The 26,044-nt window shown below is 71.3% G+C and carries 23 protein-coding genes and 18 tRNA genes; 32 read left to right on the forward strand and 9 right to left on the reverse strand.

Going from position 1 to position 26,044, the window contains the following annotated elements; all coding sequences use genetic code 11:
- Nucleotides 1-62: 62 nt before the first annotated feature.
- The 4 genes from O7600_RS28020 to O7600_RS28035 all read right to left on the reverse strand — a co-directional run bounded on the left by O7600_RS28020 (nt 63) and on the right by O7600_RS28035 (nt 4,922).
- A complete protein-coding gene (locus O7600_RS28020; protein WP_281591368.1) occupies nt 63-986 on the reverse strand; it encodes an AEC family transporter in 924 nt (307 codons plus the stop codon).
- A gap of 37 nt (nt 987-1,023) precedes the next feature.
- On the reverse strand, nt 1,024-1,908 hold the full coding sequence (locus O7600_RS28025; protein WP_281591369.1) for a methyltransferase domain-containing protein: 885 nt from the start codon (nt 1,906-1,908) through the stop codon (nt 1,024-1,026).
- A gap of 133 nt (nt 1,909-2,041) precedes the next feature.
- On the reverse strand, nt 2,042-2,482 hold the full coding sequence (locus O7600_RS28030) for an SgcJ/EcaC family oxidoreductase (protein WP_281591370.1): 441 nt from the start codon (nt 2,480-2,482) through the stop codon (nt 2,042-2,044).
- 169 nt (nt 2,483-2,651) lie between these two features.
- On the reverse strand, nt 2,652-4,922 hold the full coding sequence (locus tag O7600_RS28035) for a glycoside hydrolase family 44 protein (RefSeq protein ID WP_281591371.1): 2,271 nt from the start codon (nt 4,920-4,922) through the stop codon (nt 2,652-2,654).
- A 201-nt stretch (nt 4,923-5,123) separates the two neighbouring features.
- Here O7600_RS28035 and O7600_RS28040 point away from each other — a divergent pair, with 201 nt between their 5' ends.
- Both O7600_RS28040 and O7600_RS28045 read left to right on the forward strand, forming a co-directional pair.
- Nucleotides 5,124-5,546 carry a hypothetical protein gene (locus tag O7600_RS28040; RefSeq protein WP_281591372.1) on the forward strand — a complete coding sequence of 141 codons (423 nt, stop codon included), beginning with the start codon at nt 5,124-5,126 and terminating at the stop codon, nt 5,544-5,546.
- The gene (locus O7600_RS28045) at nt 5,543-9,994 is read left to right on the forward strand and encodes a hypothetical protein (RefSeq protein ID WP_281591373.1); all 4,452 of its coding nucleotides are present in this window, start codon (nt 5,543-5,545) and stop codon (nt 9,992-9,994) included. The genes O7600_RS28040 and O7600_RS28045 overlap by 4 nt, the downstream gene beginning before the upstream one ends.
- Nucleotides 9,995-10,077: 83 nt before the next feature.
- Here O7600_RS28045 and O7600_RS28050 read toward each other — a convergent pair whose 3' ends face one another.
- Complete coding sequence (locus O7600_RS28050; protein ID WP_281591374.1) at nt 10,078-10,926, reverse strand: hypothetical protein; 849 nt, start codon at nt 10,924-10,926, stop codon at nt 10,078-10,080.
- Nucleotides 10,927-10,940: 14 nt separating this feature from the next.
- Here O7600_RS28050 and O7600_RS28055 point away from each other — a divergent pair, with 14 nt between their 5' ends.
- From O7600_RS28055 to O7600_RS28195, 29 genes are all read left to right on the forward strand, one after another.
- Nucleotides 10,941-11,297, forward strand: a complete 357-nt coding sequence (locus O7600_RS28055) for a hypothetical protein (protein ID WP_281591375.1) — start codon at nt 10,941-10,943, stop codon at nt 11,295-11,297.
- A gap of 84 nt (nt 11,298-11,381) precedes the next feature.
- Nucleotides 11,382-11,510 carry a GNAT family N-acetyltransferase gene (locus O7600_RS28060; protein ID WP_281591376.1) on the forward strand — a complete coding sequence of 43 codons (129 nt, stop codon included), beginning with the start codon at nt 11,382-11,384 and terminating at the stop codon, nt 11,508-11,510.
- A gap of 250 nt (nt 11,511-11,760) precedes the next feature.
- Nucleotides 11,761-12,972 (forward strand): helix-turn-helix transcriptional regulator, encoded by a 1,212-nt coding sequence (locus O7600_RS28065; protein WP_281591377.1) that lies wholly within the window; start codon nt 11,761-11,763, stop codon nt 12,970-12,972.
- 434 nt (nt 12,973-13,406) lie between these two features.
- A complete protein-coding gene (locus tag O7600_RS28070; RefSeq protein WP_174526179.1) occupies nt 13,407-13,625 on the forward strand; it encodes a hypothetical protein in 219 nt (72 codons plus the stop codon).
- Nucleotides 13,622-13,795, forward strand: coding sequence for a hypothetical protein (locus O7600_RS28075; RefSeq protein WP_281591378.1), 174 nt, complete (start codon nt 13,622-13,624; stop codon nt 13,793-13,795). The genes O7600_RS28070 and O7600_RS28075 overlap by 4 nt, the downstream gene beginning before the upstream one ends.
- A gap of 78 nt (nt 13,796-13,873) precedes the next feature.
- Entirely contained in the window at nt 13,874-14,383 is a 510-nt protein-coding gene (locus O7600_RS28080) for a DUF664 domain-containing protein (RefSeq protein ID WP_281591379.1), read from the forward strand.
- 50 nt (nt 14,384-14,433) lie between these two features.
- Nucleotides 14,434-15,459, forward strand: a complete 1,026-nt coding sequence (locus tag O7600_RS28085) for a hypothetical protein (RefSeq protein WP_281591380.1) — start codon at nt 14,434-14,436, stop codon at nt 15,457-15,459.
- Nucleotides 15,460-15,544: 85 nt separating this feature from the next.
- On the forward strand, nt 15,545-16,384 hold the full coding sequence (locus tag O7600_RS28090; RefSeq protein WP_281591381.1) for a helix-turn-helix domain-containing protein: 840 nt from the start codon (nt 15,545-15,547) through the stop codon (nt 16,382-16,384).
- A gap of 69 nt (nt 16,385-16,453) precedes the next feature.
- Nucleotides 16,454-17,035: a dihydrofolate reductase family protein gene (locus O7600_RS28095; protein WP_281591382.1), complete on the forward strand. Its 582-nt coding sequence runs from the start codon at nt 16,454-16,456 to the stop codon at nt 17,033-17,035.
- Between the two features lie 59 nt (nt 17,036-17,094).
- Nucleotides 17,095-18,687 (forward strand): nucleotidyl transferase AbiEii/AbiGii toxin family protein, encoded by a 1,593-nt coding sequence (locus tag O7600_RS28100; RefSeq protein WP_281591383.1) that lies wholly within the window; start codon nt 17,095-17,097, stop codon nt 18,685-18,687.
- Between the two features lie 92 nt (nt 18,688-18,779).
- Nucleotides 18,780-18,911 (forward strand): hypothetical protein, encoded by a 132-nt coding sequence (locus O7600_RS28105; RefSeq protein ID WP_281591384.1) that lies wholly within the window; start codon nt 18,780-18,782, stop codon nt 18,909-18,911.
- Nucleotides 18,912-18,984: 73 nt separating this feature from the next.
- A tRNA-Trp gene (locus tag O7600_RS28110) sits at nt 18,985-19,057 on the forward strand.
- A 184-nt stretch (nt 19,058-19,241) separates the two neighbouring features.
- Nucleotides 19,242-19,314, forward strand: a tRNA-Ala gene (locus O7600_RS28115).
- Nucleotides 19,315-19,355: 41 nt separating this feature from the next.
- Nucleotides 19,356-19,428, forward strand: a tRNA-Glu gene (locus O7600_RS28120).
- A 15-nt stretch (nt 19,429-19,443) separates the two neighbouring features.
- Nucleotides 19,444-19,516 (forward strand) — tRNA-Gly (locus O7600_RS28125).
- 54 nt (nt 19,517-19,570) lie between these two features.
- Nucleotides 19,571-19,642 (forward strand) — tRNA-Gln (locus O7600_RS28130).
- Between the two features lie 6 nt (nt 19,643-19,648).
- Nucleotides 19,649-19,724 (forward strand) — tRNA-Leu (locus O7600_RS28135).
- A gap of 1 nt (nt 19,725) precedes the next feature.
- Nucleotides 19,726-19,799: transfer RNA gene (locus tag O7600_RS28140), tRNA-Met, on the forward strand.
- 10 nt (nt 19,800-19,809) lie between these two features.
- Nucleotides 19,810-19,883 (forward strand) — tRNA-Leu (locus O7600_RS28145).
- Nucleotides 19,884-19,888: 5 nt separating this feature from the next.
- A tRNA-Ala gene (locus tag O7600_RS28150) sits at nt 19,889-19,965 on the forward strand.
- Between the two features lies 1 nt (nt 19,966).
- A tRNA-Asp gene (locus tag O7600_RS28155) sits at nt 19,967-20,038 on the forward strand.
- Nucleotides 20,039-20,065: 27 nt separating this feature from the next.
- Nucleotides 20,066-20,142 (forward strand) — tRNA-Ile (locus O7600_RS28160).
- Nucleotide 20,143: 1 nt separating this feature from the next.
- A tRNA-Arg gene (locus tag O7600_RS28165) sits at nt 20,144-20,216 on the forward strand.
- Between the two features lie 47 nt (nt 20,217-20,263).
- A tRNA-Lys gene (locus O7600_RS28170) sits at nt 20,264-20,335 on the forward strand.
- 70 nt (nt 20,336-20,405) lie between these two features.
- Nucleotides 20,406-20,477, forward strand: a tRNA-Val gene (locus O7600_RS28175).
- A 6-nt stretch (nt 20,478-20,483) separates the two neighbouring features.
- Nucleotides 20,484-20,557 (forward strand) — tRNA-Glu (locus O7600_RS28180).
- Nucleotide 20,558: 1 nt separating this feature from the next.
- A tRNA-Asn gene (locus tag O7600_RS28185) sits at nt 20,559-20,632 on the forward strand.
- 14 nt (nt 20,633-20,646) lie between these two features.
- Nucleotides 20,647-20,718 (forward strand) — tRNA-Val (locus O7600_RS28190).
- Nucleotides 20,719-20,733: 15 nt separating this feature from the next.
- Nucleotides 20,734-20,817 (forward strand) — tRNA-Tyr (locus O7600_RS28195).
- Nucleotides 20,818-20,914: 97 nt separating this feature from the next.
- Here the strand turns inward: O7600_RS28195 and O7600_RS28200 are convergent.
- The 3 genes from O7600_RS28200 to O7600_RS28210 form a co-directional block, all read right to left on the reverse strand.
- Nucleotides 20,915-22,096: a low temperature requirement protein A gene (locus O7600_RS28200; protein WP_281591385.1), complete on the reverse strand. Its 1,182-nt coding sequence runs from the start codon at nt 22,094-22,096 to the stop codon at nt 20,915-20,917.
- A gap of 126 nt (nt 22,097-22,222) precedes the next feature.
- Nucleotides 22,223-23,053, reverse strand: a complete 831-nt coding sequence (locus O7600_RS28205; protein WP_281591386.1) for a M23 family metallopeptidase — start codon at nt 23,051-23,053, stop codon at nt 22,223-22,225.
- A 214-nt stretch (nt 23,054-23,267) separates the two neighbouring features.
- A complete protein-coding gene (locus tag O7600_RS28210; protein WP_281591387.1) occupies nt 23,268-23,729 on the reverse strand; it encodes a DUF5984 family protein in 462 nt (153 codons plus the stop codon).
- Between the two features lie 476 nt (nt 23,730-24,205).
- Between O7600_RS28210 and O7600_RS28215 the strand changes: the two genes are divergently transcribed.
- Complete coding sequence (locus O7600_RS28215; RefSeq protein WP_281591388.1) at nt 24,206-24,967, forward strand: hypothetical protein; 762 nt, start codon at nt 24,206-24,208, stop codon at nt 24,965-24,967.
- 133 nt (nt 24,968-25,100) lie between these two features.
- Here the strand turns inward: O7600_RS28215 and O7600_RS28220 are convergent, their stop codons facing one another.
- The gene (locus tag O7600_RS28220) at nt 25,101-25,997 is read right to left on the reverse strand and encodes a transposase (RefSeq protein ID WP_281591389.1); all 897 of its coding nucleotides are present in this window, start codon (nt 25,995-25,997) and stop codon (nt 25,101-25,103) included.
- Nucleotides 25,998-26,044 lie beyond the last annotated feature (47 nt).

Consider the following 26,044-nt stretch of genomic DNA (forward strand, 5'->3'; position numbering starts at 1 on the left):
CGCGGGGCAAGGCGGTCGCCACGGTCGGGTCGGTTCCGTCGTCGGGACGGCTGCTGACGGACCTATCCGAGCAGTGACGCCGCCGCGGCCAGGGTGACGAGCGACAGCGTCGTGGTCACCACCACCGCCCGGTTGGCCACCGCCTCGCCGACGCCGTACTCCTGGCTGTAGATGAACGTGTTCTGCGCCGTCGGCAGGCCGGCGCACACCACGACGGCGAGCATCTGCGGCGCGGACAGGTGCAGGGCCAGTCCGGCCGCGTACGCGATGACCGGCTGGGCGACGAGCTTCAGCGCGGTGATCACGGCCAGCTCGGCCGGTTCGGCCGGCTCGGCTCGGCTCGCGGCCGGGCGGTGCAGCGACGCGCCGAGCGCGACCAGGGCGGCCGGGACCGCGGCGCCCGACAGCAGGGTGAGCGACGCGTCGGCCGCCGACGGCAGGCGCAGGTCGGCAGCCGAGCACACGACGCCGAGCAGCGATGCCAGGATCACCGGGTTGCGTACCGGCAGGGAGGCGATACGACGGACCCGTACCCGCCCGGCCGGGTCGCTGTGCCGGTCCAGGACGACCAGGATCACCGGCGTCACGACCAGCACCTGCAGCAGCACCACCTCCGCCAGGAACGACACGCTGCCGACAACCTGCGTGGCGATCGGGATGCCGAGGTTCGCCGAGTTCACGTACCCGGCGGCCATGCCCCAGATCGGCCGTTCGCCGGGCGCGCGATCGAACAGCCGGCTCGCGCCGACCCACCCCAGCCCGACGACCGCGGCCGTGCTCACCGCGAAAGCGAGCAGCGAGCGGTTGGCGAACCCGGAGAGCGGCATGCGGGACAGGGCCAGGAACAGGGCGGACGGCATCGCCAGGTGGAACACGAAGCGGCCGAGCACCACCGCCGCCGCCTCGCCCAGCAGGCCCCACCGACAGGCCGCCCAGCCGATCGCGGTGAGGACCCAGATCGGTACGAACGCCGACACCAGGCTCATGTGGCGTCACCGTCGGGCGCGCGACACGTGAGATGTCTCAGCGGTTCCGGTCGGGACGCCGTGCGCGGAGGAACGCCGTGGCCGCCGTGCGCCGCGTCGGCGTGCCGGCCGCCGCCAGGGCGGTCATGCACGCGTCGAGGCGCTCGTGCTCGTCGCCGGTCAGCGCGGCGGCAATGGCCTCGCCGTACGTGGGGGCCAGGGGGTTGGGGGCCGTCCGCTTGAGCGCCTCCCAGTCGCTGATCGGCTCGGCGGGTACGTCGAGCTGGGCGCGGTATTCCAGGTCGATCGCCTCGAAACCCGCGGCCTGCGCCCAGACGACGAGGTCGCGTTCGTCGAAGTCGACCATCGGCCGCTCGGCCGCTTCGGTCCGGCCCCGGTAGATGTCGCTGACCTTGGCCACCAGGTCGTCGACCGGCGTGCCACCCCAGCCGAACAGATCCTCCGGGCGGTGCTCAAGCGCGAAGCGGTTGATCGGCTCGAAGAGGGAGAGCCTTCCGCCCGGGCGCAGCACTCGGAAGAATTCCGCGAACGCGGTGGCCTTACGGCCGGAGTAGATGAGCACCGACCGGGTGGTGACGACGTCGACGGAGGCGTCGGCGATGTCGGCGAGGTCCTCGGCCGGGGCTTGGACGAAGCTGCACCGCTCATCGCCGTCGGCGGTCCCTCGGCACTGGTCGAGCAGGTCCGGCGAGACGTCGCTGAAGATGACCCGGCCGTCCGGACCGAGACGGTCGAGCGCGCCGAACCCGATCAGTCCGGTCCCACATCCGACGTCGAGGAGGACGTCGTCGGGCTTCAGGTCGGCCCGGTCCAGAACGCCGTCGCGGAACCCGGCGAGGTCGGTGGCGTGCCGGGCGCGCAGGCTGGCGTCGCCGCCGTCTCGCCGCGCCAACAGCCACCTCGTCCACCTGTCGGTCGTCATCGGGTCACGATAGTGCCGGACCGCGTGTCGCACCGGCCCGTGCCCACCCGGCTGGCCGGGCGTGGTGTACAGGTCTGATGGGTCTCCACCGCGACCTGGCGGTTGTGCCGATGACAGGGCGCCGGTCGCGTCGTCACGCGTCGGGATCGAGGCCGGACAAACCCTGGCCTGTCTCCGGGTCCCACGGAATCGACTCGTGGTCGTGGACGACGACCCACCGCCCGTCGCGCCTGCGGCACACGAGCGTGGCGCGTACCCACATGGAGACGTCCATGCCCGACCGCAACCGTCCGGTGACGTGGTAGAGGAAGGCGCAGTAGCCGAGGTCGCCGTCGGCGTCGACCTGGAGGTCCCGGACCTCGTAGCCCGGGCCGCTGGCGTATGCGTCGAACCACCCCCGGGTCTGGGGTGCCACCTGGTCGGCGCCCCGTAGTCGCAGCGGGGGCAGGACGTTGAAGGCCAGCACGTCCGCGGCCTGCTGGGCGGCAAGCGCCTCGGCATCGCGGCGCGCCACTGCCGCCACGCGCTCCTCGATCAGCTCCCGCAGCTCCTGCTTCGCCTGGTCGGTCGTCATTGACCTGTCCTACCCCGGCCGTGAGCGGCGCTAACGCGGTTCACGCGATCGTGGACGCAGTAGTCGATGCCGATCTCCGCCGGCCGCTCCCGGCGCACTCGCGGCCGGGGAGCTGGACCTGTCCGACTCTGCTCCGCCGGTCCGGCCGGCGGAGCAGAGTCGCCTCAGGTCAGCCGCAGCGCTGACCGTTGAGGGTGAAGGCGGACGGCGCCGGATTGGTGCCGCTCCACGTGCCGTTGACGCCGATACTGGTGGTGGCGCCGGGGGCGAGCCTGCCGTTCCAGGTCATGCTCTCCGCGGTGACGCTGGTCCCGTCCTGCTTCCAGGTGGCCGACCAGCCCTGGCCGATCTTCTGGCCGGCGGTGGGGAAGTCGAACGCGAGTTTCCAGCCGTCGATGGCGGTGGTGCCGGTGTTCTTGATGGTGACCGTGGCGGTGAAGCCGCCGGGCCAGCTGTTCGCCGTCCAGCCGACCGCGCAGCGGCCGGTCGGGGCGGTGGGCGCGGTCCGCACGGTCAGGCCGGGCGAGGCCGTCGAGACGTTGCCCGCCGCGTCACGCGCGGTGACCGCGAAGGTGTACGAGGTGTCCGGGGTCAACCCGCCCACGGTGTACGAGGTGCCGGTGGCGCTGCCCACCTTCACCGTGCCGGTGGCGTCAACCCGGTGCACGTCGTAGCCGGTCACGCCGGTGTCGTCGGTGGACGGCGTCCAGGTCAGGGCGACGCTGTCGGCGGTGACCGTGCCGGCGGTCGGCCTGCCGGGGGCGGTCGGCGCCGTGGTGTCGCCGGGCGTGGTACCGCGCGGCAGCACCAGGTGGGTGATCGAGTTGGCCGGGAAGGTGCCGGTGAGGCCGCCGGCGGTCACCGGCTGGTCGGCCTCCCGGACGACGCCCGCGAGGTTCGCCTCGCTGTAGCGGTAGACCTGGACGGTGTCGGCGGAGACACCGGTGAGCGTGAGCGGGCTGGTGAGGTCGTCGCCGGTCTTGTTGACCACGACCAGGGTCAGCGCCTTGTCGGCGGTGCGCTCGGCGGCGTACACGGCCAGCTTGCCCTGGTCGGAGCTGGTCGCCCTGACGGAGGTCTCACCGAACGCGCCGCCCTTGCCGTCGTAGTCGCGGTAGATGCGGAAGGCGTTGGCCACCGGCTGGTCGGCCTCGGGCGCGGTCCAGAGGGTGGCCAGGTCGAGCCCTTCGCGGCCGAAGATGCCGAGCACGTCGGCCTGGGCGAGCGCGCCGTTGAGCGACCCGTGGCCGCCCCAGTTGTACTCGGTCATCGCGATCTTCGTGCCCGGGTAGTGCTGGTCGACCAGTTCCCGCATCCGGGGGATGAAGCGGACCGGCTGGTTGATCCAGCTCTCGTCGGTGTACGTCGGATCCCAGAGCTGGCGGGTCGAGCGCAGCCGCAGCGCCTGGGTGTCGGCGTCGCCCGCCGCGTCACCGAACACACCCGACTGCTGCGGGTAGAGGTGCACGTCGAAGTAGTCGAGGACCCGGGTGCCGTGCTGCTGCTCGTACTCGCGCATCCGGTCCAGGTACCACGGGCCGAGGTCCTGGCCGCCGTGCGCGGCCCTGTCCGGCGGGTTCGACCAGCATCCGGTGCGCGAGCAGGTGTCCTGGTCCAGCCCCGAGTAGAAGATCGAGTTCAGGCCCCAGCCGACGGGACCGAGCGTCTTCGCGCCGGGGTCGGCGGCCTTGATCGCGGCGGCGTACGCGTAGGTGCGGTCACGCAGCTCGTCGTAGCCCAGGCCCGTCGGGCGGACGTCGCGGTGGGTGGAGTGCCACAGGTCCGGCTCGTTGTCCAGGTTGTAGAACTGGACGCCGCCGTCGGCGGCGGCGCCGAACTGCCCCTTGAGGTGGTTGACGAAGTCGGTCGCGTACTCCGGACCGACCGCGACGCTGGTGTCCTCCGGGTCGTTGCCGGTGACCAGGCTCCCGTCGGGCTTCCTGCCGTTGCCGCAGTCCGGCGCCCACGGGTCGGTGGACTGCTGCGGACCGTACGTGGCCACGCTGAAGCCGCACGCCTTCGCCCGGTCCTTGGCGATCCACCCGAGCATCGGCACCGTCATGACCGTGGCGGCGCCGGTGGCCTTGTTCCGCTGCACGAACCGGTCGGTCTCCGAGCCCTTCGGCAGATCGGCCGGACTCGGGTTGTCGTTCGGGATGTTCTCGAAGTACCAGTCCGAGGCCCGGTTGGTGGTGTCGTTGCGGAAGTTGTAGCGCGTGGTGGCGTTGCCGCCGTACCGGTGCACCGGCAGCCGCAGCTCCCGGGCGAGGGCCTCGTCGGCGAAGTTCATGCCGTAGACGTACGGACTGATCGGGTGCCGGTCGGCGGTGGTGTCGACGGCCAGCGCCGGGCCGGCCGCGGCCAGGGCGGGTTCCGGCAGGGCCAGGCCGCCGAGGGCCGTGGCCAGCACGACCGGGAGCAGTGCGGTGGTGGGACGCACGAGCATTCCTTCCCTCACGCGAATAGAAGCTCGACGATGGGAGCGCTTCCATAGGCTTGCGCCTTCCCGGTCCCGAGTCAATGCGGGACCCTGCATGCGCGTCGATTCGACCGGGTTCCCGCCGCTCGCGTACTTCTGGTAGCTGAGGCGTCACGGTAGGATCTCGGATGTCCGGGTGCCTGACGGCGGGGGTGCTGGCGCATGCGGGTGGAAGTGGTCGGTCTGTCTGGGCAGGCCGTCGACGACGAGCTACGGTCTTTGCAGCACTGGCTTCGAGCCGAGGGCGAGCTGCGGGGGAGGGTGGACGCTGTCGAGCGTCCACCGGTGCCCGGCACCCTGGGCTCCCTGATCGAGGCGTTGGTGTTGATCCTCGCACCCGGCGGTGTCGCCACGGTCGTCGCCGGCAGCCTGTTGTCGTGGCTCCGTGAGCGACGCAGCGACGTCACCGTCAAGCTGACCAGATCGGACGGCTCGTCCGTCGAGCTGTCCGCGACGCGGGTCCGCAGTCTCGACGGCGTCGCACTGCGTGCCCAGTTCGAGGCCTTGACGGCGCTGCTCGACGAGCGTGCCCCGGAGAGTCGGGCCCAGGTGTCGACCATCGATGCCCATGAAACACACCGGTGACAGACCTGACCGGTGACGGCGTTCGGGTCCTGCTGCTCGGCACCGCCACCCATCGCGGGCCCCTGTTGAACTCGGTGCCCGCCGTGGCCCGCACCCTGCCGGCGCTGCGGGACAGCCTGGTCACACGCTGCGGCGTGCAGCCCGAGCTCGTCCGCATGGTTCTGGACCCGCCGACCTCCTACGCCATGGCCACCGCCATCGCCGAGACGGCATCAGCCGCCACCACGGTCCTGGTGATCTACTACGTGGGGCACGGCCTGATCGGTCCCCACGGGGAGTTGCACCTGGCGGCGACCGACACCGACCGACTGACCCCCGGCCTGACCGCCCACCAGGCGCTGCCGGTGGGCGCGATCCGCGAGGTGGTGACGGACTGCGCGGCCACCTCGGTGGTAGTGGTACTCGACTGTTGCTTCTCCGGCCGTGCGGACGTACACGGCAGCCGGCCGGCACAGGCGCCGACGTTCACGATGCCCGCAGCCCAGGGTGTCTACCTGATGACCTCGGCCGAGAGGCTCGCCCTCGCGCCGGCGGACGCCACCTACACGACCTTCAGCGGCGCCCTGATGGAACTGCTCGACCAGGGAGACCCGCGGGGACCGGCGCAGCTGCGCCTTGACGACGTCTACGACTACCTGTTTCGCACGCTGCGGGCACGACAGGCGCCACTGCCCCAGCGGCAGGCGGCCGGCCGCTCCGGTGACCTGCTCATCGCCGCCAACGTGGCGCAACCCGAGACGGTGGCGCGGGAGGAGGAACCGCCGGCGGCCGGACCCTGCCCGTATCCCAGCCTGGAGGCGTTCTCCGTAGACGAGGCCCCGCTCTTCTACGGTCGTGAGGAGGCGACCGCCCGGTTGCTGACGGCCGCGGCCGAGTCGGTGGACGAATGCCAGCCGCTTGTGCTCGTCGGCGCCTCCGGCACGGGTAAGACCTCGCTGCTGCATGCCGGACTGCTCGCCGCACTGCACACCGGCGCGCCACCACTGCGTCAGGCCGCCTCCTGGCCGTCGATCGTCCTCACCCCCGGTGACCAACCCGTGGAGCGGCTGGTCGCCCGCCTCGGCGCCGCCGGCAGCACCGGAACGGCGGAACGGCTCCGGGCCGACCCGGCGCAGGCCGCCGAGCTGGCCGTCGACCTGCTCGCCGACCGGCCAGGCGCACGGCTCGTCGTCGTCGTCGACCAACTCGAGGAACTCTTCACCCTCTGCCCCGACGAGACCGAGCAGCACGTCTTCCTGGGGGCGCTCGCTGCCCTCGCGGTCCACTCTCTAGTGGTGCTCGCCCTGCGCGCCGACTTCTACGGCCGTGCGGCCGAACATCCGCACCTCGCGGCCGCGCTGCGCGAGAACCAGTTCCTGGTGGAACCCATGAGCACCGACGAGTTGCGCGCGGCGATCGAGCGGCCCGCCGCCGCCGTCGGGCTGATCCAGGACGACGGACTCGCCGACCTCATGCTGCACGAGCTGGGCGCCGGGGGTTTCGCCCGCCCTCCGGCAGGGGCCCTGCCGCTGCTCGCGCATGCCCTCTGGGCTACCTGGCGGCGGCGGTCGGGAAGCAGGATGACCGTCGTCGGCTACCGAGCGACCGGAGGTATCGCCCAGGCGGTCGCCAGCACCGCCGACGAGACGTACGCACAGCTCGACCCCGCCGCGCAGGCAGCCGCGCGGCGGATGCTGCCCCGCCTGGTCCAGGTCGGTGACGAGACGGCGGACACCGCCCGGCCCACCGACCGCGTCGTCCTGCTCCGCGCCGCATCTGACGAACAGGCCGCCCAGCGAGCCCTCGACCAACTCACCCGGGCCCGGCTGGTCACCGTCGACCGGGACACCGTACGGCTCAGCCACGAGGCCCTGCTGCACGCCTGGCCGCTGCTCGGCCGGTGGATCGACGCCGACCGGGACTGGCTCCGCACCAGCCAGCAGCTCGCCGCTGATGCGGCCCGCTGGGTGGGCGGCGGCCGGGACCCGTCGCTGCTCTACCGGGGCAACCAGCTGGCCGGGGTGCGCGATCGGGCGGCCGGTACCGGCCTGCTGCCGAGCCTGGAGCCGGAGTCCGCAGACTTCCTCGCCGCCGCCGAACGGCAGGAGCGCCGCCGCGCCCGGCGCGTCCGAGCGGTCCTGGCGACCCTGGTGGTGTTGCTGCTGCTCACCACCACTGGTGGCATCGGAGCCCTCACCTTTCAACGGCAGGCGGTACGGGAACGCGACGTGGCGCTGGCCCGGCTGTTGACCACCGAGGTGGAAGCGTTGCGCAGCAGCCAGCCCGGCCTTGCCCGGCAACTCGGTCTGGTCGCCCACCGCGTGGACCCGCGGGTCGGCGCCGCGGCCGTCTTCACGGCACAACAACTGCCCGGCGTCTACAACGCCGGCGCGCCCGCTGTCGACCTTGCCGTGGATGCCGGCGAGCGGTTGCTCGCCATCAGCACCGGCAACGCCATCGCCCTGCGCGACCTGCGCTCCGGCGGGCGAGGCGCCATTCCCGACGTCCGCAGCGGCCCGATCGCCCTGACCCGCAGCGGTAACCTTCTCGCTGCCGCCGTCCGGCCGGAGGACGATCGCGACCCGGACACCGGCGACGGCCACCAGGTCCGGCTCTGGGTCGTGGACGGCCCGACCCGGACGCGGCCGGCGGCCGTGCTGCCCTTGGCCGACGAACCGGTCAACACGGTGGCCTTCAGTCCCGACGCGCAGATCCTCGTGGTCGGCACCTCGGCGGGCACGATCCGGGCCTGGGACGTCCGCGCCGCCGAGGCGCCGCGCCCGCTGCCGGGCTTTCCGAAGCACAAGACCTGGATCGAGTCGGCGGCGTTCGCGCCGAACGGACGGTTGCTCGCCACCGTCACCGGCGACGGCAGGGTGACGCTGTGGGACCTGACCGACCCGGCTCGGGTGCGCCCGTTGACCACGCTCGCCGGCACTCCCCTCGACCGGGTCCCGTCCGAACGGACGTTCGGTGCCGGCCCGGAGTGGCGGGACCGGCTCGCCTTCGACGGGACCGGCCGCTATCTGGCCATGATCTGCTGCGGCAGCGGCCGGGAGCAGATCCGGGTGTGGGCGTTGGACGACGCCCGTAGGCCCCGACCCGTCACCGAGAGCAGAACGCGGTTCATCTGCGGCGACATCAAGGGACTGGCCTTCCGCGCGGACGCCGCGATGCTGGCCGTCGGCTGCGGAGGTGAGGTGCAGCTCTGGCGGTTCATCGAGCCCGACCCGGCCAAGAACGTCGATGGCGAGCTCGTCGACGCCGCACGGCTGATCGGACACAAGGGGCAGTCGGTGGCCTATCTCAGCCGGTCGGACAAGGTCCTGCACGCGGGTGCCAACGGGGTCGAGTTGTGGTCGACGGCCAACGTCTGGCGGCCGGGTGCCCTTGCCAGCATGCCGCTGGCCCCATACGGCTTCGGCGTCAACCTGGCATTCAACCCGGTCGGCCCGCCCCTGCTGGCGATCGCCGGAGTGGGCACCCAGGTGTGGGACCTCACCGACCGGCGCACGCCACGAATCCGCCGGGCCACCAACGACCCCCGGGGCTTCGGCGCCGTGAGCGGCGTCACGTTCAGTCCCGACGGGACGCTCCTGGCCGTCGCCGAGCCGGCGGACGAGGGCCTGCGGGTCCGGCTGCGCCGCACCGACGACCTGGAGGTGTCGCTGTCCGAGGTGGGCGGTCTCAGCCTGGGAGCGATCGCCCTCGCCGTCAGCCCGGACGGGCGCACACTGGCGGTCGCCGACAACTCGGAATACCGGCCCAAGGGCACACCTCCGCCGACGGTGAAGCTTTACGACATCTCGGACCCTCGTCGTCCCCACCGGTACGCGGTGCTGCCCGTCGAGGCGTGGAACCTCGCCTTCGCCCCGGACGGACGGTGGCTCGCCACATTCGCCTCGGAGTCGGCGACGCTGTGGGACCTCGCCGACTCCCGCCGTCCCGCCCCCCGGGACCGGCTGATGCTCACCGCCGGCTCCTCGATCTCCAACGGGGTGTTCCGCCCGGACGGGCGCCTGCTCCTCGTCGGGGACGGCATGGGTACGCTGCGCGCCTGGCCGGTGAGCAGGGACGGCCTGGGTGACGAACCGCGGAGCACGCTCCGCAGGACGGGCAGCAACCCCAACCGGTTGGCGATCAGCCCGGACGGTCGGACGGTCGCCTTCCCCGACTACTCCGGGCAGCCATACTCCAGTCCGGAATGGTTGGCGGTCTGGGACTTCACCGACGCCAGCACCCCGACCTTCCAGTACGGCGTGGGGGCCGGGACGTCAGCCGACAACGTCGGGTTCAGCCCCGACGGCGCCACCCTCGCCGTGGTGACCTCGGGCATGACCACCAACCTGTGGGACCTCGACGCCGACCGGGTCGCCCCGGGCCTGTGCGACGGGATCGGTGACCGCATCAGCCGGGCTGAGTGGTCGACGTACGTGCCGGGGCTGCCGTACGAGGCGCCCTGCGGCTGATTGACCCAGCCCTTCCGGCGCTGAACGGGGTGTCGGCCACCGTAGACGCGGATCCGCTCGACGCGGAGAACGGCGTACGGCCGTCACCGCCGGGTCAGTTCGACCAGTTCCGCCCGTCCGTCGGCTGCCCGCCCGGGCAACAGCACCAGGGTGCAGGCGCGTTCGAACCTGGCGTCGATGCGTTCCCAGTCCCGGACGGCGGCGGCGAGCGCGTCCTCGTCCTGGTGCAGCCGGCCGGCGGTCCGCCGCAGGCAGGCCGCGGCCCAGTCGTTCTCGGCGCCGGCCGGCGCGGCCTCGGCGAGGCGGTCGGCCGCGTCGGGCAGCCCGGCGACCACCGCGAGTTCGGCCACGGCAGCGCGGGCGTACGGCCCGTACCGGCCCAGCGAGTCGTTGCCGAAGACGCGCTCGACCAGCGTCGTGGCATCGTGTGGCCTCGGCGTGTGCACGGCTACCCGGGCGTCCACGAAGGCCCGGAACGCGACGAAGTTCGGCACCTGCTCGGGGGCGGCGAGGCCGGTCACCTCCAATGCCCGAGCCCGCCACCGGCCGAAGCGCTCACCGTCGCCGAGCAGGCCGCACGCGAGCGCGGTGGTCAGGACGGCGAGCCACAGCCAGGGGGCGGGCGGGCGGCCCGCCCGACACCAACCCGCCCACATCGCCTCGCTGTGCCGCAGCGCCTCGTTGAACTGCCCCGTCAACACGAGAGCCGGGATCAGCTTGCTCGCCGAGGCGTAAGGATGGTTGCTGACCAGGTCGTCCTGGTGGATGCGTTCGGCGGCGACCAGCGCGGTCGGCAGATCCCCGGCGGCGATCGCCCAGGTCGCCGCCATGTGCACGGCGTCCACGATCTCCACACCGGCGGACGGGTCGTCACGCGACAACTCCGGCAGCAGGGCGATGCGTTCACCGGTCAGCCGGTGCGCCTCGCGCAACCCAGCACGCGGTCATGGGCGACGGGCTGCTGAACGCGGAGGGTCAAACCGTCACCCCGGTACGCCGGATGGGCCGGTTCACCCTGTCCCGGTTCCTGCCCGCCTTCCACCCGGACGCCGAGAACCACATCGGCGAGACCATCACCGACGAGGACGGCCGGACGGCCTACCTCAAGACGTTCCGCCTGTCGGCCGCGCAGACCCGCTGGGGACATCTGCTGTCCCAGCTCGCCGCGACCGACTGGGACCTGGACGCCTCCGCCGCCGCGCTGCGCACCGACCGTGACGGCCTGGTCGGCCGCCTCGACCGCGCCGGGTTCGGCCATCTGCTGCGCCCCGACATCATCGACGCCCCCCATAGGCGCCACTGACACCGGCCGGTCGGCCCGCCCGCGAATCGGTGGTCCGGTCACAGTGGGGGGAGCCGCCATCGCCGGCACCGACCAGACTGCCGCGTGCGCCGGGGCCTGGCCACGCAGGCCGCTCGGGCCGTGGTCGCCCACACGCGTGCCGAGCTGGACGTGCGGCGACTGGTCAGCATTCACGTCGTCGGCAACGAGGCGTCCGCGCGGGTGATGGTCTAGCTGGGCATGTCGCTGGAGCGAGAGACGGTGCAGCCGGACACCGGCCGCCGGGTCCGGGTGCGCGATGGACCTGTAAGTCGAGGCGTCGCGCTCCGATGGCGGACGGATACGGCGTCGAGCGCCGGCCGAGCTGACCGGATCGGACGCCCGCGACGGCGTGTGAGGGGTTATGGGAGCACGGGCTGCTCGGTAGCGTTGGTGGACGGCGCCCAGGTGCCGATGGCGCGTCCGCGCCACGAGGAGGTTCAGGATGGAATCCATGCCGGAACTGACCTTCGGGCAGCGGTTGAAGGTCTACCGGGAGCGGTCCGGGAAGACCCGCGCGGTGCTCGGCGGCCTGGTGGGCCGCAGCGCCGAGTGGGTCAAGGCGGTGGAGACCGATCGCATCCTGCCGCCTCGCATCCACATGCTGGATCGCATTGCGCGCGCCCTGAAGGTCGAGGTGTCGGTGCTGGCCGGTGAGTTGAGCGACCGGTCCGCCGTGGTCAACGGGCCGGAGCATCCGGCGTTGGCCTCCGTTCGGGACGCGGTGAACCGCTTCGTGCTCTCCGGCGAGACGTCCGCGGAGTCGTTGACGAGCCTGCGGGACCGGCTTGCGACGGCATGGCGGGCCCGCCACCAGGCGTCCGATCACCGTACGGTGCTGGGCGGGTTGCTGCCGGGGCTGCTGCGCGACGTGCAGCGCGCCGCCCTGGCGTACGAGGGGGAAGAGCGTCGGCAGGCGCAGGCCCTGGTGGCGGAGACATTCGGGCTGACGCAGATGTTCCTCGCCTACCAGCCCGCTGCCGAGTTGCTGTGGCGGGTCGCGGACCGGTCGATGGTGGCGGCGCAGGAGTCCGGCGACCCGGAGGCGTTGGCTGTCGCGGGGTGGTTCCTGTGCCAGGTGCATCGGGACGCCGGGGACTGGGACACCGCGACGGCGGTGACGCTGGACGTCCTGTCGGCCCTGGAGCCGCGCATCGCCGACGGGAACACGAACCTGCTGGCTCTGTGGGGGGCGCTGAACTTCGAGGCGGCCTACACCGCCGCCCGTGCCGGCGAGGAGGGTCGGGCCTGGCGGTACTGGGATCGCGCCGACGGCGTGGCGCAACGCCTGCCGCAGGAGTTCTACCAGCCGCAGACCTCGTTCTCCCGGGTCATCATGGGCGCTCACGCGGTGACGGTCGCGGTGGAGCTGCAGAAGTCAGGCGAGGCGGTGCGGCAGGCCCGCCGCCATGACTCGTCGGCCATCCCGTCACGGCCGCGACGGGCTCGCCACCTCATCGAAATCGCGCGGGCGCACTACGGCAAGGGCGACCGGGAGACGGCCGTCGCGACGCTGCGGCGGGCGTACGAGTCGGCCCCGGAGACGATTCGCTTCAACGGGTACGCCCGCCAAATCACCGTGGACCTGCTCGACGGCCCGCGCCCCACCCGCGACGAGGCCCGCGACCTCGCAGTAAAGGTCGGGCTCCTGTCCTGACACAGGGGTACGAACCCTACCCGTTCCGCCCCGCCACACACCGTAGCTTGCTGCTCACGGGATGCGGCGGGCGGTGCGGGTGTCGCCTGGTCGCCGCGTCCCTCTCAGCTTCGAGGACGGAGGGCCGCCCTCGTGACGACGGGGAGGCTACGTGCGGCGCGTCTCGTACGACGAGTACCTCTCGGCAACGGCGTTGACTCTCGCGCGGCGGCATCGGCCGGCGTGGTCGTGGCGGCGGTGGCGGTGGGTGTGCCGCTGTGGCGCCGAACTGCCGTGCCGGGTCCGGCACCGCGTTCCGATCGGTGCCGCGCACTGGCCGGGGGAGGAGCGGTGAGGGGTCAGGAGCAGCGCATCCTGCGCGTACACCTGCGGGACCTGGAGATGACCAGCCGGCAGGCGCGGTTGCTCACCGCGACCCTGCTCGCAGGTCGCGGGTGAGCACCCACGGTCCGGTGCTGCCGGTGTGGAGTTGTGGTGGGTGCGCGGCTCCCTGGCCGTGCGAGACGCGGCGGCGGGAGCTGCGGGCGGAGTTCGCGGGCGCGCGGGTGTCGCTGGCGTTGTACATGGGTGCGCAGTTGGCCCGGGCGGCGGAGGACCTGCACTGGGTGCCGGCCGGGCTGCTGCACCGCCGCTTCCTGGGGTGGCTGCGGTGAGCATCCTGCGGGCCGGCGACGAGCGGTTCCACTACAGCGACGGCTCGCACCGGTGGATCCCGCCGGACCCGGACTACGACCAGGAGGTCTGGGACGAGCAGGTACGCCAGCACAAGCACGGCCACCTCCGCAACGAGCGGCCGAGAGTACGCATCCAGCGGCTTGTCTGACACCAGCAGAAGCCGCCACGAGCGTGATCATCTACGGCCCCGCCGACACCGGAGGCGCGGCAGGCGGACAATGGCGACATGGCGTTGCCCTTCCCCTCACCGACGACTCCCGCATCGGGACGCGACGAGGTCTTCCTGGGATACCTGGACTTCTTCCGGGAGACCCTCCTGTCCAAGGTGTACGCCCTACCCGACGACGAGGTGCGGCGCAGCCGGCTTCCCTCCGGGTGGACCCCCCTCGAACTGCTCAAACACCTGCGCTACGTCGAGCTTCGCTGGATCGAGTGGGGATTCGAGGGCAACCAGATCGCCGAACCCTGGGGCGACCGGCGCGGGGACCGGTGGTACGTGGCGCCCGACGAGACACGCGACAGCCTGACGGCGTCGCTCCGTGCCCAGGGAGCGCGCACCGCCGCCGTGGTCGCGAGCAACGACCTGACGACGGTGGGGGCTCCCGGTCCGAGGTGGGACGGCGCGGCGCCGGCGACGTTGGAACGCGTGTTGTTCCACCTCGTGCAGGAGTACGCCCGTCACCTCGGGCACCTCGACGTCGTAGCCGAGCTCGCCGGTGGGCCGGTCGGCGAGTAGCGCGCTCAGTCGCCCCTGCTCGTGCCGGCGGCTGCATAGACTGCCGCGCCATGGGAGAGATCGTCACGCTCGGCGAGGTTCGGTGCCCGTCCGGCCAACTCGTCATCATCGACGGCGGCATGCTGGGCATGTGGTCGGGAAGCAGACCGCCGAACGAGCTCGACCCGCGCGGTCTGGGATTCGAGGATCCGGACCTGCTCGCTGAGGTCGCCGGGTCCGCCGACTACGCGGTGGTCGGCGCGGACGCCGAGCCGGCGGGGGCGTCGTTCCCGGTACGGCCCGGGCGGTACCACTACGACATTCCCGCCTCACACGGCGACGGGTGGGCGCAACGGTTCGGCGATCACTGCCGGGAGCACGGGTGGACGGCTGCGGTGGAGCGCGCGCACCAGCAGGTGCCGCACCGGGAGCGGGCGCGGCGGTGCGCGGAGGAACGCCAACCGGGTTTCCGGGTCTTCGGGATGCCCGCGGTGGCGGTGGACGGTCTTCCCGCCGGGACCGTCCCGGTGCGGGCGGAACGGTCCGACGGGCCGTGGGACGGCTGGTCCCAGATCATCGTCCGGGTCCGTGACGCGCCCGTCGCCACCACGGTCGACGCAGGCATGGTGGGTGTCGACGCGGCTCGGCTGGCCTTCGCCGACGCCGACGCACTCGCGTCGTGGCGCCACGAGGAGCCGTTGGACGGTCTCGCCGACGTCGCGTTCTGGGGTGTCGACGCCCCGACGGCGGCCCGGGAGTTCACCGCCGAACCGCTGGCCGCACCGGGTGACGAGGGGAGCTACGGCTGGACGGACCTGCCGCTGCGCTCGGCCCTGCGGCGGGCGACGACCGTGCAGGCCTGGCGCGACGCCGAGCCCGGTCGCAAGCTGGCGGTGGACTTCCGGCCGCACTCGCACCACTGGGAGGTGATGCGCCAGGTGCGGGCCAGCGACACGGAGAGCGGGACCCTGACCCTCGGCGACGCGCAGATCCTGTTCGCGATGACCAGCTGGGGTGACGGGGTCTTCCCGGTCCAGGTCGATCGCGACGCCGCCGGGGACCTGCTCGCCGTCCGGGTCACCCTCGCCGAGGCGTGAACCACCGAACGCGGCCCCCGACGACGTGCCCCGGCGGCGGCGCGGCTGGACCGCCACGGCGCGCGATGTCGGCGATGCTGTGGGCGTGGAGTACGTGTCCCGAGTGCCGCGACCGCCGCTGGACGAGCTGATCGACGACCTCTACTACCTGGAGGGTGCGCCGCCGTACGCCCGGCTGACGCTGCCGCCGATGCCGGCGGCTTTGCTCATCGTCAACCTCGGGGCGCCGTTCCGCATCCGCGCCGGCGCCGACATCGACACGGCCGAGTACGCCGACGGCTGCGTGGTCACCACGCCCACCCGGGCGCTGGAGTTCAGCTACCCACCGCGGACCCGATCCGTCGGCGCGCACGTCAAGCCGTGGGGGTTGGCGCCGTTCCTGCCGATGCCCGCCGTCGAGCTGTGCGACCGGCCGGTGACGATCGAGCAGGTCTGGGGCCGGCCCGCCGTCGCGGAACTGCGAGACCGGCTGGCCACGGCGGCCGGGCCGCAGCAGATGCTGACGCTGCTCGAGGAGGAGCTGACGCGACGGCTGGGCGAAACCGCCGGGCTGGGGCTGGTAAGCCGGACGAGCGGCGTCATCGCGGCGGCCGGCGGAGCGGTCGCCATCGGCGACCTGAGCGTGGCAGCCGGGGTCAGCAGCACCCATCTGGCGCAGCGGTTCAAGCACCTCGTCGGCGTCACGCCGAAGCGGCTGGCCCGCGCCCACCGTTTCGCCACCGCCGTGTTCTCGATCGACCCCGCCGAACCGGTCGACTGGGGCGACCTCGCCGGTCGCGCCGGCTACTTCGACCAGGCCCACTTCGGCCACGAGTTCCGGGCGTTCACCGGGCTCACGCCGACCCGGTACGTCGAGGTCCGGCGGCGGTTCCTGCGCGAACATCCCGGTCACGTGCTGGACGGCTGGCCGCTGCCGGCCGATTGATTTCCTACAAGAGCGGCAGCCCACGACACGTTAGTTTGAGGCGTCCGTCCCCGAGCAGAGGAGACCCCCGTGGGCACAGTGGTCATGTACAGCTCGGTGTCGGTCGACGGCTTCGTCGCGGACGAGAACGACCAGCCCGGGCCGCTGTTCGAGTGGCTGACCAGTGGTGACGTCCCGTTGGACGCCGGCGGCGGGCTGACGGTGTCCCAGACGTCCTACGACTACACCCGGCCGTACTGGGACCGGATCGGGGTGACGGTCGTCGGCCGGCACGTCTTCGACCTGACGGACGGCTGGGACGGGAAGCCTCCGGGCGGGATCGACCACGTGGTCGTCGTGACGCACCGGCCGGCGCCCGAGGGCTGGGACCCCGACGCGCCGTTCCACTTCGTCGACGGCGTGGAGGCGGCCGTGGCCAAGGCGCAGGAGCTGGCGGGGGAGCGCACGGTCGAGGTCGCCGCCGGTGACGTCGGTGGACAGGTGCTGGCCGCGGGCCTGGTCGACGAGGTACGCATGGACGTCGTACCCGTCGTGTTCGGGTCGGGTAAACGCTTCTTCGGGTCGGTCGACGCGCAGCACCTGTTGGAAGGGCCGGACGAGGTGGTCCAGGGCAGCCGGGTGCTTCACCTGCGCTACCGGGTCCGCCGCTGACGACCCGATCGGGTGGATCCTGATGGCCGCCACGGCAGGCGTGCGCGTACCGTGACGGCGTGTCCGAACCGGGTCTCACCAGCGACGTCAGTGGGGACTTCGAGGTCCACCTCACCGCCTACGAGGGAGACGCCGGCAAGCTGGCGGACTTCGCCGAGCACCACGGGCTGAAGTACACGCATGTCCTGCTGGACCGGGGCCGCGTCGCGTCCCAGCCGATGATCACTCTCGTGGGCTCGGGTTCTCTGCACCAGCAGCGTGATGCCGCCGAGCGGTGGAGGACACGGCTGCGGGCAGCCGGTCTGCACATCGTGCGGACGAAGATCGAGGCCGCCCCGTGGTCCGCCGGCGTTCCGGTCACCGACGAGCAGGCGCTCGCGCAGCCCGCTGAGCGGTATTTCGAACACCACGTCAAGCTACTGCTTCCCGCAGGCGTTCCTACGTTGGTGGCAGTGACCGCGGTGGCCGAGCAGCACGGCGCGCGGCTGTCCCGCAACGCCCGCCGCGCACGCGACGACGGACGTCAGGAGCGGTTCGTCACCCAGCGGTGCCACCGGATCGGGCGGGACAGCGCCCGGGCCCGGTTGGATGCTCTCATCGCGGCCCTGCGGGGCTCCGGCTGGGAAGTGCTCGCCGTCGAGCAGGAGTACGTCGTGTTCGACGACCGGACCGAACTCGACGCCGGCTGGCTGACGCAGTCCCGGCCAAGCGCATCGCATCTGGCCAGGGAAGAGAGGATGCGCTCGGCGCCCGCCGGCACCCCTGGCTATCCCGACACCTACCAGCCGTTGCCGGTCCGGCCCGGCCTACGGCAACGGGCCGCGTTCGACCCCGCCCTGAAGCAGTACGGCAACGCCTACCGCGCGGGCGAACCGGTCTTCACCGATCCCGATGCGGGTCGACGGTGGTACGCCGCCCGTCGTACCGCGATGCGACACATGCTCAACGTCATCGCTGACACACCGTGGGCGGCCCACCTGGTCCTGCGGGGCAGCGTCACGATGTCCGCATGGTTCGGACCCGCCGCCCGGGAGCCGGGCGACGTCGACTTCGTGGTGACCCCACCCTCGATGAGCGCCCAGAGCGTCGAGGCCGAGGCCATGCTCGCCGGCATCCTTGCCGCCCTGCGTGCCCGGCCGGGCGCCGGCCTCGACCCGGACCACGTGCAGACGAGCGACATCTGGACCTACGAACGCGCCGACGGACGACGCCTGGTCCTCCCGTGCGTCACCGACGCCGGCCTGACCGCATCAGTGCAGGTCGACTTCGTCTTCAACGAACACCTTCCCCTGCAACCCACCACGATCCGGCTCGACGGCGTCGACCGCCCCCTGAGGGCGGCGAGTGCCGAGATGTCGTTGGCGTGGAAACTCATGTGGCTCGCCACCGACATGTACCCGCAGGGAAAGGATCTCTACGACGCCGTGCTGCTCGCCGAGCACACCGCAGTGGACCTCGAACTCGTACGCGACCTGTTGCGGCCGGAACTCGGGGCCGAAGCCGACGACTTCACGGCCGATTCCGTGCTCGCCTGGGACGTCGACTGGGACAACTTCGTCGACGAGTATCCCGATGTCACCAGCGACGCCGAGGCATGGAGACGCCGCCTGGCCATCGCCCTGGACCGAGCGTCGCACGCCCCACGAGGTTGATGAGCATCGCTCCGGAATATCCTTTGCCTTCCGCGGACGTCGGCCTTACCGTAAAACGGCAAGGTCAACCGGATCGAACCAGGGAGTTCCCCGTGCAGCAGTACGCCTCCACCGAAACCACGCGGCTCATGCCGCGCGGCGGTGTCGTGCTGCGTGCGATCGGGCGAGCCCACGATCTGTGCGCGAGCGAGCAGAACTGGAAGCCGGGGTGGCGGCGCGAATAGCGCCAGCGAAAGCTGACAAGCCGCCCACCCCGACCGGGACAGGGCGGCTTTTTCGTTACCCGGGCAACCGCATAGGGGCGTAGCTCAACTGGTAGAGCACCGGTCTCCAAAACCGAAGGCCGCAGGTTCGAATCCTGTCGCCCCTGCTTTCGTCCCGGCCGCGGCCGGAGGCGTCGTTGGTTCTCAACTCCACAGTGGATGGCATGGAAAGACCCCGACCGGCGCCCGCACGGGCCGGCCGGGGGCAATACCCTCCGGGACGAGGGAGACGGTAACCCGCCCGCTTCGGGAGCGGGAGAAACAGCGTTCGACTCGCTGGTCCCGGACCATGGGGTTGTAGCTCAGCTGGTAGAGCGCCGCCTCGGCAGGGCGGAGGTCAGGGGTTCGATTCCCCTCTTCTCCACGATCGGAAGCCCTCCCGGCAACCGGGGAGGGTGCTTTCACGGGCCGTTGGAGCAATTGGCAGCTCATCCGGTTCTCAGCCGGACGGTTACGGGTTCGAGTCCCGTACGGCCTACGCAGAACATGCCACGCGGTCGTGGTGAACTCGGCGGACACGTCGGTCTTCCAAACCGAAAAAGCGGGTTCGATGCCCGCCGGCCGCTCGCAGAAAGCAGCGCCGAAACCGGCCGGCGGGACCGCGACCCGCCGGCCACCCTTCCCGGGTCGTCTAGTCGGCAAGACGCCGCACTCTGGATGCGGAGAGCTGGGTTCGAATCCTGGCCCGGGAGCGCCACGCCCTCGTAGCCCAACGGCAGAGGCCCGACGTTGAGGACGTCGCCAGTGCGCGTTCGACTCGCGCCGAGGGCACCACGCCGACGTAGCTCAGCTGGCCAAAGCGCTCCGCTCATGACGGAGAGGCCCCCGGTTCGAGGCCGGGCGTCGGCACGCAGTACATGCCCGGGTAGCCCAACGGCAGGAGGCACCCCGTTCAGGACGGGGACAGTGCGCGTTCGAATCGCGCTCCGGGTACGCATGGGGTCGTAGCTCAGGTGGTAGCAGCGCTTCGTTCGCACCGAAGAGGCCGGCGGTTCGACTCCGCCCGACTCCACCAGGTCCCGTTGGCTCAGTGGGAGAGCATCCGCCTGTCGAGCGGAGGGTCGCCGGTTCGATCCCGGCACGGGGCGCGCACGGAGAGGTGGCCGAGCCGCCAGGTCGTCGTAGCTCAGCTGGTCAGAGCGCTTCCCTGATGAGGAGGGGGTCGGCGGTTCGAGCCCGCCCGACGACACCATGCCCCCGTGGCTCAGCGGACAGAGCACTGGATTACGAATCCAGGGGTCGCGCGTTCGAATCGCGCCGGGGGCACGCATCGAGACGAGGCCTCTGGGGTTCGACTCCCTCCCTCACCGCACGCCTCCGTAGCTCAGAGGAAGAGCAGCCGGCTCTTAACCGGCGGGTCGGGATGTCGGAATTCCCCGGAGGCACGAAGTCGTGGTCCAGGCCGCCCCAGCTGTCGGTCGTGGGCCCGACATCGCGGGTTTCGAATCCCGCCTCGCCCCGGTAGCTCAGCGGGGGAGCGTCGGCTCGACAAGCCGAAGGCCGCTGGTTCGACACCAGCTCGGGGCACACGGACGCGCGTTCGGTCATGGGTAGGCCCCCAGCCTTTCACGCTGGTGAAGCGGGTTCGAGTCCCGCACGCGCGACCATTCCGGCGTCGCCCAAACGGTAGGGCAGCGGATTGTTGATCCGTACAGGTACTGGTTCGAGTCCAGTCGCCGGAGCGATGGAGGGGTACGCCCGCGTAGCTCAACGGAAGAGCACCTGGTTCACATCCAGGGGGTCGGAGGTTCGACACCTTCCGCGGGCACCGGCCTTCGGCCGAGGGAGCGCGCCACCGACGGTGAGGTGGGCCGGCCTGTAAAGCCGGTGCGTTCGCGCTGAGTGAGTTCGAATCTCTCCGCTCCCACGCCTTTGCGGGTGCTTCCACCCGGCCATCCACTGTTGGCGTAGCGACGCGCCGCCTCCGCGACGAGCGGCCGAAGCGCCGTATCCGACGCCGATGGCTAGTCCGGCGGTGACGGCGGCTCGGGTGGTAGTCCGCGGGCACGGTGCGCGTCGGACAGGGCGATCCCGGTCAGCACGACGGCGGCGGCGGCCGCGACCACGACCGGCGGCACGAGGAGCATCGCCGGCGCCAGGACGGCCAGCGCGAGCACGCCGATCGGTCGGGACCGGGACACCCGGCCGAACACCGCGTGTTCGAAGCGGGCGCGCCCGGCCAGGTACAGCGCGGGTCCGCCGAGGAGGACGGCGATCCAGGCCGGTGGAGTGTGTCCCAGCGGATGCGCGATGACGAGTTCGCCGCCGACGGCGGTGACGACCACGCCGGCCACCATGGTCAGGTGGGTGTAGGACGCCGACCGGGCGAGGCGGACCGGGTCGGCGGACGCGACGATCGCCTCCGCCAGGACCTCGCCGGCGCGGTAGATGTAGATCCGCCACAGCAGCACGGTGGTGGTGATCGACACGGCGAACGCGGCAGCCCCGGCGGGTGCGAAGCCGCTGCCGTTCAGCGCCAGTCCGGTGACCAGGATCAGTTCGCCGAGAGCGATGATGAAGAACTGCCGGTAGCGCTCGGACAGGTGCTCGCCGGAGATGACGAGGTCACGGCCGGGGATACGCCCCGCGCCGGGGGTGGGGAAGCCGATTCTGCCGGCCGTGTGGTCGAGGACCACCGCGAGTGCCCACAGCGCGCCCCGCGCCGTACCGTGCACCAGCGCCCCCGCGATCCACGGCAGCGCCGACAGGCCGTACCAGAACAGCCCGCGCATGGCGTTGCGTTGCAGCTCGTGGCCGCGCAGAACGGCGGTGAGGACGATCCCGCGGCTGAGCTGGACGGCGACGTAGGCGCCCGCGAAGATCAGGCCGGTGTCGCCGAACGCCTCGGGGACCGCGGCCGCCATGACCAGGCTGCCGACCATGGTCGTGATGACCAGCGCCTGGATGACCGGTCGTTGCGGGTCGGTCCGGTCGGTCAGCCACGCGGTGCTCGACCAGACCCACCACATGGCGCCCAACAGCACCAGTGCCCGGAAGGCGCCGCTCCATCCGAGATCCTCGGCCAGGCTGCGGGAGAGCAGGGCGAGCGCGAGCACGAACACCAGGTCGAAGAAGAGTTCCAGGAATGTGGCCCGCTGCGGACCTCCGGGTCTGCGCAGCAGCTCGGCCGCCCTGCCTGTCGTCATCGGCTCGCCCGTTCTGCAGCTCTGCTCCAGGTTTGGGGGCATTCTGACATGCGGCAGCGGCTGCTGCGGGCCTCCCGACGGGTCGGGTGCGGTAGGGCGGTGGCTTCCGTGACGTGCCGGGCGGCGTCAGCCGATGCCGTCGACCGCCGCCCGCAGCGCGTTGATCGACGGATCCCAGGTGAAGTTCAGGACGGGAAGGCCGGAGGCGGCGGCGTTGCTGTCGCCACCGAGGACCACTGCCCGTGGCTTGGCGGTGCCCTGGGGGACGACGAGGTACCAGTTGCCTCGCACATTCGCGATGAACACGTCATCTACCTCCTGGTCGGGGGAACTCGGGTTGGCGGCGTCGCCGACGTGGTTCTCGAAATCCACCGTCGCGCCGAAGTTCGTCGGGCTGCCGGTGTTCAGCCAGAGACTGGTGTGCACGTGCGGTCCGACACCGGAGTCGCTGCCGTTGGCCGAGGCGCCGGAGTAGGCGATCGTCTGGCCGCGCGACACGCGTTGGCCGGGGGAGACGGCGATCGTCGACAGGTGCAGATGCCGGGTGTAGTTGCCGTCGTCGTGGGCCATCCCCACGACGCGCCCGGTCGCCGTGGAGGTGTCGGTCTTCACCAGGCGGATCGTGCCGGTCGCCGCGGCCCGGACGGGAGTGTCGGTGCCGACCGCGTAGTCGGTGCCCGGCTCCCCCGAGGGCGGCGTCCGGTTCCGGTGGTCCTGCCACGAGCTCGATATCCGCACATCGCCGCAGGGCCGCAGGTAGCTGCCGGCGGCCCGAGCGGAGTCGGGCAGCAGGACGAAGGCGGCCGACACCCCGGACGCCGCCAACGCGGCGCCGGTGAGGAAGCCCCGTCTCGACAGCCCGCGCAGGTAGGCGATGCCGCCGAGGTCCTCGGGGCGCAGGTGGCCGGAGCCAACGCCCCGAGGCGGGTCGTGACCCGGCTCTGCACTGAGGATCATCAATGGAAGGTAGGTCCGGCCGCGGCAAAGGGCAAGAGTCCTTCGCGCTCCGGCCCCTCCGCGAGCACGGTCACCTATGCGGAACGCTGACGCTGCCCTCGGGCGTCCGGCCCGTCTGCGGCGGCCTGCTGTTCCGCTACGAGGGCGTGGACATGTGCGAGCTCGACCTGCGCCGTGGGTTCGTTGGCCCGAGTTGACCATCAGCGACCGGCCTCTAGCCCGTTCGGGTGTCGGTGCGTCGACCGTGACCGAGCAGCAAGTGGGCGCCGTGGCGGACAACGGCCCAGTCAGTCGTCGCCAGGCGGTCGAGGTTCCGGGAGAGCCAACGCCGCCGGTCCTCGTGCTCCCGCCTCAACTGGACGAGATTGAGGTCCACGCCCGGTAGCCCGCCGCGGCGTTCCAGCTCCTCGACCCGTTGCCCCGTGGCGTCCATCAGCTCGCGGTCGAGGGCGCGCACGGCCTCGAGGTACGCCGTGGTCGGGAAGCGGAGTCGAACCGCGGGCCCGGCGGTGAAGCCGATCTCGCCGTCGTCCTCGTGCCGCCAGTCCACGGTGATCTCGTCGCCGTCGCCCCGCGTGGTACGCCAAACGACCAGGGGACCAATTGAGGTGGGTGTTGGTGGTGGGTTCAGCGGGTGGCGGCGCGGTGGGCAGTCGTCCAACAGGTGGTCGCGCAAGTCGCCTGCACGGCTGTCCTGGGGTTTCGGGTTGGCGGGCAGTGGAGTGTGGAACCCCGCACTGTCTGTGGTCCTGTGGACGGCTGGCGGCCCGTGTCCGTACTCGTGTGTACGACAGGGGATGCCTTCGCAGTGAGTACATCGAGGACCCGGCGCTCACGCTCGGCAGGTTCAAGGTCTGGGGGGACATCCGGCCCTTGCGCGGAGGCCGATGGTCTCTGCCGCAGGCAGTGTGGCGGTGATCTACTGTGTTTTGCCGTCCCACCACGGACAGCGACGATGACGCGGAGCAGAGCAGACGTGGAGAACCGGCAGGATGATGACTGCGGACGTCCCATCCTGGCGTGGCACACACAGGCCCCGGCCAGCCTCAGCGCCGGGCTCGGGATGGCTGGCCCGGCCCGCCTGCCGGGAGCCTGGAGTCCCAGTGATGCTCCGCATACAGCGACTCCCGCGCTGAAAAGGGGAACCGCACGGTGATGATATCCACCGCGATCCATGACGCCGACGCTGGCCCCGTCGATAGCGCTGCCTACCGCCTCGGGTTCTGGGTGGCCGTTCTCATTGCAGTGACAACGGCGGTCAGTTTCGGGCTGGCCCTGACGGCCGTGCCCATCTCCGGTCCTCACTGCCCTGGTTCATGTGTCACCTACCCGTTCACTGACGATGTCGTGGCCGGGCGCTTCCCCAAGGATTACCTGTGGATGTATCCGGCGATGCTGCTGGCGCTGCTGTTCGTCGCTCTCATCGCTTGCCTGCACCAACTCGCGCCCGCAAGCAGGAAGGTCTTCAGCCTGATCGGACTGGCACTGGCCGTCCCAGCGTCGACGGTGCTGCTCACTGACTACTTTCTTCAGGTAACCGTCATGCAGCCGAGTCTCGTCAAGGGACACACCGACGGCTGGAGCATGCTCACGCAGTACAACTCCAACGGCGTGTTTATCGCGCTTGAAGACCTTGGGTACCTCATGATGGGCGCCGCCCTACTGCCCGTCGCTGCCGTGGTCGCAGGGCCGTCCAGGATCGAGCGGGCCATCCGGTGGCTGTTCAGAGGTAGTTTCATAGCTGTTGTTGGCTCACTGGTCATCGTCTCCGTCCTGTACGGGACCGACCGCCAGGACCGGTTCGAAGTACCGGCCCTAACGGTGGTCTGGTCGGTGATCATCGTCAGCGGCCTGCTCCTGGCAGTGCACTTCCGCAGAGCGCTGCGGCAGCAGACGCCGTTGGCGGGGGATTGACAGTACAGCGGCGGCCGTCAACCCGGGCGAAGAGCTGCCACGAGAATGGGTGCCGGTTCCCATGGGTTCGCGGGTACAGGCCCGGCAAGACATAACGACCGGGGCATCAATTGAGGTGGGTGCTGTGGTGGGTTCATCGGGTGGCGGCGCGGTCGCTCGCCAGGCTGGTGACGGCGCGGATGGTTTCGGGTAGGGCGTCGCGGCGGCCGGTGAAGCGTTGCAGGGTGCGCCACCATTTGATCGCGGCGATGGCGTGTTCGGCGGGGATGCGTTGTGAGGACTGGGCTTTGCGGACGGCCTCGTAGGCGGCGATCTCGTTGGGCGGTGCGTCCTTTTCGGTTTTGGTGGTGGGGCGGGCGAGGCCGCGGTAGCCGTCGTCAACCAGGTACTGCACGCCGGGGTAGGCGTCGAGGAGGTCGTCGATGCCTTCGGTACGCACGGCGGTTTGGTCATGCTGGCGGCCTGGGCGGATGGCGCCAGCCCAGAGCGGCCGGCCGTGTGCGTCGGAGGCGACGGTGGCTTTGATCGTGTTCTGTTTCTTCTTGCCGGATACGAACACCCGCCGGCCGGGCCGGTTGGCCTTGGGCCGGCGGACCTGGATCTCGGTGCCGTCCAAGCGGACGGTGAGTCCTTCGGCGGCGGCGTAGGCCAAGACGTCGGCCAGGGTGTGCAGTCGTTGTCCGGACGGGGTGGCGAAGCCTCGGTTGGCCAGCGGCGGCCGGATCTGGCGGACCGCGGTGGACACGGTGGAGCGGTCCACGCCGTAGAGCAGGGCCAATGCCTCGTGGGGCATGGCCAGACGCAGCCAGGCCAGGGTGACCAGCAACCGGTCGCGCAAGGTCAGGGTCTCGGGGGCCCCGGCACCGGGCCAGCGGTGACGGTCCCGCTCGCCGTGTCGGCGGTGCAGCCGCCCTTCCCTGGCCGCGCCGAACGGTTCGGCCAGTTCGGCGACGAGCCGGTCCAGGTGGTTGCCTGAGATTCCGGTAAAGACAGAACGAGACAGGGCCGCACGGGCCTTCTTGATCGACACAATCAACAGACCGTGCGGCCCGTCCCGTCTCGATCAAGTCGCCGATC

It is taken from the genome of Micromonospora sp. WMMA1998 (assembly GCF_027497375.1).
Lineage (GTDB): Bacteria > Actinomycetota > Actinomycetes > Mycobacteriales > Micromonosporaceae > Micromonospora > Micromonospora sediminicola.

Bases quoted from the DNA above. Each gene is read 5' to 3' on its own strand.
- O7600_RS28020 (WP_281591368.1), bottom strand. From the start codon at position 986: ATGAGCCTGGTGTCGGCGTTCGTACCGATCTGGGTCCTCACCGCGATC.
- O7600_RS28025 (WP_281591369.1), bottom strand. From the start codon at position 1,908: ATGACGACCGACAGGTGGACGAGGTGGCTGTTGGCGCGGCGAGACGGC.
- O7600_RS28030 (WP_281591370.1), bottom strand. From the start codon at position 2,482: ATGACGACCGACCAGGCGAAGCAGGAGCTGCGGGAGCTGATCGAGGAG.
- O7600_RS28040 (WP_281591372.1), top strand. From the start codon at position 5,124: ATGCGGGTGGAAGTGGTCGGTCTGTCTGGGCAGGCCGTCGACGACGAG.
- O7600_RS28055 (WP_281591375.1), top strand. From the start codon at position 10,941: ATGGGCGACGGGCTGCTGAACGCGGAGGGTCAAACCGTCACCCCGGTA.
- O7600_RS28065 (WP_281591377.1), top strand. From the start codon at position 11,761: ATGGAATCCATGCCGGAACTGACCTTCGGGCAGCGGTTGAAGGTCTAC.
- O7600_RS28080 (WP_281591379.1), top strand. From the start codon at position 13,874: ATGGCGTTGCCCTTCCCCTCACCGACGACTCCCGCATCGGGACGCGAC.
- O7600_RS28085 (WP_281591380.1), top strand. From the start codon at position 14,434: ATGGGAGAGATCGTCACGCTCGGCGAGGTTCGGTGCCCGTCCGGCCAA.
- O7600_RS28200 (WP_281591385.1), bottom strand. From the start codon at position 22,096: ATGACGACAGGCAGGGCGGCCGAGCTGCTGCGCAGACCCGGAGGTCCG.
- O7600_RS28205 (WP_281591386.1), bottom strand. From the start codon at position 23,053: ATGATCCTCAGTGCAGAGCCGGGTCACGACCCGCCTCGGGGCGTTGGC.